This window comes from Propionicimonas sp., from assembly GCF_047606205.1.
Lineage (GTDB): Bacteria > Actinomycetota > Actinomycetes > Propionibacteriales > Propionibacteriaceae > Propionicimonas.
Window position 1 is genome coordinate 1 of the sequence record NZ_JASGES010000065.1, and the last position, 4,965, is coordinate 4,965.

At 55.2% G+C, this 4,965-nt stretch carries 5 protein-coding genes and 1 tRNA gene; 3 read left to right on the forward strand and 3 right to left on the reverse strand.

Annotated features, from left to right (window positions below; translation table 11 throughout):
- The 3 genes from QM633_RS04255 to QM633_RS04265 all read left to right on the forward strand — a co-directional run.
- Nucleotides 1-237 (forward strand): hypothetical protein (locus tag QM633_RS04255; protein WP_415152486.1); only part of this gene is annotated, 237 nt, incomplete at its 5' end.
- A gap of 408 nt (nucleotides 238-645) precedes the next feature.
- Nucleotides 646-1,245, forward strand: a complete 600-nt coding sequence (locus QM633_RS04260; RefSeq protein WP_415152487.1) for a hypothetical protein — start codon at nucleotides 646-648, stop codon at nucleotides 1,243-1,245.
- A gap of 85 nt (nucleotides 1,246-1,330) precedes the next feature.
- Nucleotides 1,331-2,404 (forward strand): helix-turn-helix domain-containing protein, encoded by a 1,074-nt coding sequence (locus QM633_RS04265; protein ID WP_415152488.1) that lies wholly within the window; start codon nucleotides 1,331-1,333, stop codon nucleotides 2,402-2,404.
- Nucleotides 2,405-2,893: 489 nt separating this feature from the next.
- Here QM633_RS04265 and QM633_RS04270 read toward each other — a convergent pair whose 3' ends face one another.
- From QM633_RS04270 to QM633_RS04280, 3 genes are all read right to left on the reverse strand, one after another.
- Complete coding sequence (locus QM633_RS04270) at nucleotides 2,894-3,898, reverse strand: HNH endonuclease (RefSeq protein WP_415152490.1); 1,005 nt, start codon at nucleotides 3,896-3,898, stop codon at nucleotides 2,894-2,896.
- Nucleotides 3,899-3,974: 76 nt separating this feature from the next.
- Entirely contained in the window at nucleotides 3,975-4,682 is a 708-nt protein-coding gene (locus tag QM633_RS04275; protein WP_415152489.1) for a TIR domain-containing protein, read from the reverse strand.
- A 157-nt stretch (nucleotides 4,683-4,839) separates the two neighbouring features.
- Nucleotides 4,840-4,914: transfer RNA gene (locus tag QM633_RS04280), tRNA-Val, on the reverse strand.
- Nucleotides 4,915-4,965 lie beyond the last annotated feature (51 nt).

Genomic DNA, 4,965 nt, shown 5'->3' on the forward strand with positions numbered 1-4,965 from the left:
ATGCGGCCATCGGCCGTCAGAGCGGCTCGCTTCGGTATTGGCTTCCTGATCGGAATGACGCAGCAGAGCGTTCGGCTTGCTGCGGCGGCGCTCGACAAACTCTCGAGCTTTGCTGCTGGAAAGCGCAGGCGTTCGCTGCGAGGAAAAATGGAAAGGATGTTCAGCGGGTTAGATGGTGGGCGCACAAGGGATCGAACCTTGGACCTCTCCCGTTTGAAGGTGCGGCCCCACGATTAAAAAGTGAATGAAATCAATATTATAACGCTCTCACGGTCTCTTTTGCACACATTTTGCACACAGTGGCGGACGACGATTAACATATTGAAAATGTTGATGTTTCTTGTGATGGATGGGACTCTCCCTTAGTGTGGGAGAGGTCTGTGGTGACTAAGTCATTGATAATTAATCTAGAAAGCGGTCAAACTTGCGGATTGGGATGGTCGCTGCGTCACATTCCCAGGCGCTAAACCTGAAAGAGACTCGATTTCGCCGCCAATCTAAGTGAAAAATGCAGGAGTCTGCGATCCTTATTTTTTAAGTAAAAACAATATATTAAAGCAATCTCGCAAAGGATATGAAAAAAAATCTTCGATATTGGCAATTCTATGTTAGGCTCTTGTGCGATTTACTTTGGAGCCGCCTCACATGTCGCTGCCGATCGAGAAGGAAGTTCGCCAGATCCTTGAACCCTACATCAAGCGGATCCGTAAGGTTCTCGATAAGGCCTTCAAGGACTTCCTTGCTAGGCGCGGCCCCGGCAACATGTACAAGCGCACCGACTCCGCTGAAGTTTTTGACTGTGTCATCCGGGCGGCGATCTCCGAGTTCAACAACAAGCCAGACACTTTGGTCTTCAGCGGCGGCTCGACGGCGCGGTTCTTGTTCAAGGGTAAGGTTCTGGTTCGGTTCAAGAAGGCGGTCCGCCGCAGCAAAGGCGGAAATATCCGCACGGGTGCGAACGATAATTTCCTGGATCCCGCAATCCCATTCGCGGACGCCCCGTCGGCGATGAAGGTCGAAATCTGCTGGAAGGTGAACGAGCTCGGCACGGGCTATAACTCCGTCTATGTTACGGCTCGCAATGGCGATGGCCAGCTATGGAGCTATGAACTGCCAGGCGGCAACCAAGGCGTCATCGATTTTCCGCAGAAGACCGCTATCCCGCAGCAGCCGCGCCGCCGAAGCGTCGCCAAGCTCAAGGACACGGCCAAGAAGAACAAGAAGAAGGACGGCGAGGCGTCTTAACCGCCATCAGGGCGGCTAACTGGGCGTAAACGAAAATCGTTGCCGGTTCTGGGGGAAGGACTGCTGAATGCCAAAGACTGGGACCATGCTGCGCTTGGCGCGGCAGCTACGTGGATTCGCGCAGAACGAGGCGGCGGAAATTCTGCGCGTGCCCAACGCCGAGTTGTCGCGCATCGAGAACGGGTTGAAGGAGCCAAGCGAGAAACTGTTGGCAGCTGCTGCAGAGATATTTTCGGTGCCGCAGGAGTTCTTCGGGCAAACCGACGCCGTCTACGGTGCGCCCGTCAGCGTGCACGCGCCGATGTGGCGCAAGAAGTCGAACGTGTCTGCGACCGAACTCCACCGTATAGTCGCCGAACTTAATGTGCGGGTCATGCACCTCCGTAGGCTGCTGGAGGCGACCGACCTGGAGCCAGTGAACAAGCTGCCGCGCTTCGATGCTGATGAGTACGATAATGACGCCGAAAAGATCGCGGGGCTCGTCCGTCGGTTCTGGCAGGTGCCGGAGGGGCCGATCCAGGACCTGACAGCGCTTGTCGAGGATGCCGGCATCCTCGTCGCGCACTCCGACTTGGGCGGCTCGTCGGTCTCGGGTGTTCGTTTTTCGGTGCCCGGCATGCCTCATATCATTGTGTTAAACCGCGCACATCCGGCCGATCGTATGCGCTTCACGTTATGCCACGAACTTGGGCACGTGATTATGCATTCATTCCCCACGCCCGAGATGGAGGACGAAGCCGACAAGTTTGCGTCCTGCTTTCTAGTGCCTACCGAGGACTTCAAGCAGTCTATCGCAGGCCGCCGAGTGGATCTACGTACGTTGGCCGCCCTCAAGCCGGAGTGGAAGGTGTCGATGGGGGCCCTGGTCTTCGCCGCCGAGCGCGCTGGCGGCCTCAACAAAACGCAGTCGCAATACATCTGGAAGCAGTTCAACATCCACAAGATCAGGCTCCGCGAGCCGCCCGAACTCGACTTCCCGATCGAGCAGCCGCGCACTGTGAGCGATCTCGTAGCACTGCATATCCATGACATGGGCTACACGTTGGCAGATTTGTCGAAGATGCTGAAAATGAACGAGGTTGAGGTGGCCAAGACCTACGATATCGATCTGCCCGGCGAGGGCAAGGCGCGGGGCTCGCACCTACGCATCATCCAGTAACCGGAAACGACTGAGCCCCGCACACTGGCCTGTGTGCGGGGCTCCCCTGTCAAAGGGTTGTTGCGTTGAGATACACGATGGCCATGGCCACCCGTGGATCTATTGAAAGGCTTATTCTCAAGCTTTTCTCCTTTCTATTTGGAGGGCTTGGACCAAGCGGTTTCGATTCTTCGGCACCGCGCGATGCCTTTTGTTCTTTGTGGCTTCCGGTCACAAGTCGTCCGGGACGATGCGTTGTCCGGCTAACGAGATCGAGCGACTTTTGTCCTGGTCGCAGCACTCCGGAGGTGCACTCCGGTCGCCGCAAAAGTAGCCTAAAACCAACCGTCTTTTCATCATTTGATTGTGAACGACGACCGCTGTTAGGCGCGCTTGTCTGTCGGCAAATGGTGGGCACACACGCGCTCTAGCCCTTGACTTATCGCGTGGGAAGCAAGGGTTCTCCCGCTAAGCTATGCGCGTACTGGTCGGGCAAAGGCTCGTAGCATCCTACTCATCACTACCGTTTTCGGCAAAGCGAGCTCGGTAGTGCTTCACGAAAACCTGCTCCAAGGCGGTACGAAAATGCTCTCGAAGTTGTTCGGCATCCGCCGGGCCCAGCCCAACCATACTCCAATTCTGCTGTTCGAAAGTCTCCGGGTCGACCGAGAAACTGCCACTAACGTCCTGGCGGCCGAGGATGTCGTAGGCGTAGATTTGCTCAAGAGCCATGCAAGGCACGAACGATTTGGCAAAAATACCACCGACCTTCAGGACACCGAGTATCTCGACATATGCAATCAGCTCGCCTGTGGAAGGGACTGACCTTACTACGATCTTGTGGTTGAGAGGTACGTCAGGTCCCTGCAGTCCAGGCAAACCATTCACGAAGTAGCGAAAAGTTCCGCCGTGGGACCGCATCTCCTTTATCACGGAGGCGAGACGCGCATGATCCATGAAGGCGCGACCAGTCTTCAAAATCAAAAAGAGCCAGATTGCGGTGATGATCCCGCCGAACGTAGCTTGGGGACTGAAGTCCAGCAGCAGCTTCAGCTCATCGTCATCTTTAATACCGACTGTTTTGGCGTGCTGCTCGGCGATGCTTGGGTCCAATTGAGGAAATTGCTTTGCCGCGCGCTTCAGCAGTTGCCGGACGGTCTTCATGTCCCCTGCACCGATCTCAACGCTATAGCCCTCTTCGGTGGGCGCGACATCGTAGAGCACATCGACGCGGGTGATCGACCCATGAGGTTCGACGCGAACTATCTTGCCGTTGCGGGTCTCTAGGATCTTTGGAGGATTTCTACCTCGATCTCGAGGGATATTGAGGACCGTCGGCCAGTCGCCAAAGGCCTTGATAAGCGCGTTATCGGCCAAATTGTCCAACATCGTGTTGCAATTTTTGCAGAGAATACCTTTCGGCTTCAATCGGCCACCCAAAGCGTTCGGAATGATGTGAGCTTCCGAGTCGTTGCTCGAGGTAAGATCAGAGTTGCAGAGACGACATTTATGCATGGCACGCAATTCGGAATTTCTCGGCCATGACGCTAACCGATAGACGGGTAGGAATAACAGCGGCCCAATCGGGGAGTTAAAGCCTCTTGACGTCTATGGCGTATCCTTGCTCCGCCATTTCCTTCGCGAGTAGAGGCCCCGCTTCTTTCTGCAGGTCGCCTTTGAACGGAATGTAGATGAGGCCTTGAATGTCCGAAGGACGCTCCATTTGGACCTGCGAACCAAGCAGGATCGCAACCTTTGGCCGACCAAGTTTTACGAGCAACATTCCCAATTCGAGCACTACGTTCTGTCGAGCTCGATACGCTTTTTGATCTTCGTGGTCCTTTGGATAACCGAGATCGTCGGGTGTCGCTAAAATCACGCCAAAACCAACATCTTCAGTATAATCTTCCAGCTTCTCGATGATCGTCTGTCCCTTGGAGGGTAGATCATCAAGGATCACTGGTTCGAGGCCCCAGCGGCGAAGCATTGCGTCGAGTTGCGTGCGGGCCGCTTTGTCGTGTCCGTAGACGACAAATACTTTCTTGTTGGGCTCGTTAACGACGCTGGGCGTCGGGTCAGACGCTGCGGCTTCGCCACCGTCGATTGATGCTTCTAGCCTTGCCTTATCAGGCGATTGTCCCTGAACGCTAACGGTAGCCGTCCCAGGCCAGTAGCTGAGTACCCCACCTCGTTGCGACCGAAAGACGTGACAATCATTCTTCTCAGACCAGGTACCCTTGTGCGCATTGTCGATCAGCGCTTTGAGTGCGTCGATACCTTCATAAAATTTCCGTGCCATTTCAATCGATCCAAGAAATCTTGCGCCGCCAACGGACTGATTACCTAAAGTCCTGCATCAGAACCTACACAAGACGATTCTGTCGCTTTTGAAAATGTGTGGCTGGGTAATTTAACAACTAACCGTCGAAGAGCCTTGCGTGTGTGAAGGCTTTGAATGGTGGGCGCACAAGGGATCGAACCTTGGACCTCTCCCGTGTGAAGGGAACGCTCTCCCGCTGAGCTATGCGCCCGGGACCGGTCGATGACAGGGGCCGCGAAGCGGCCGGTCGAAGCACCGTAGA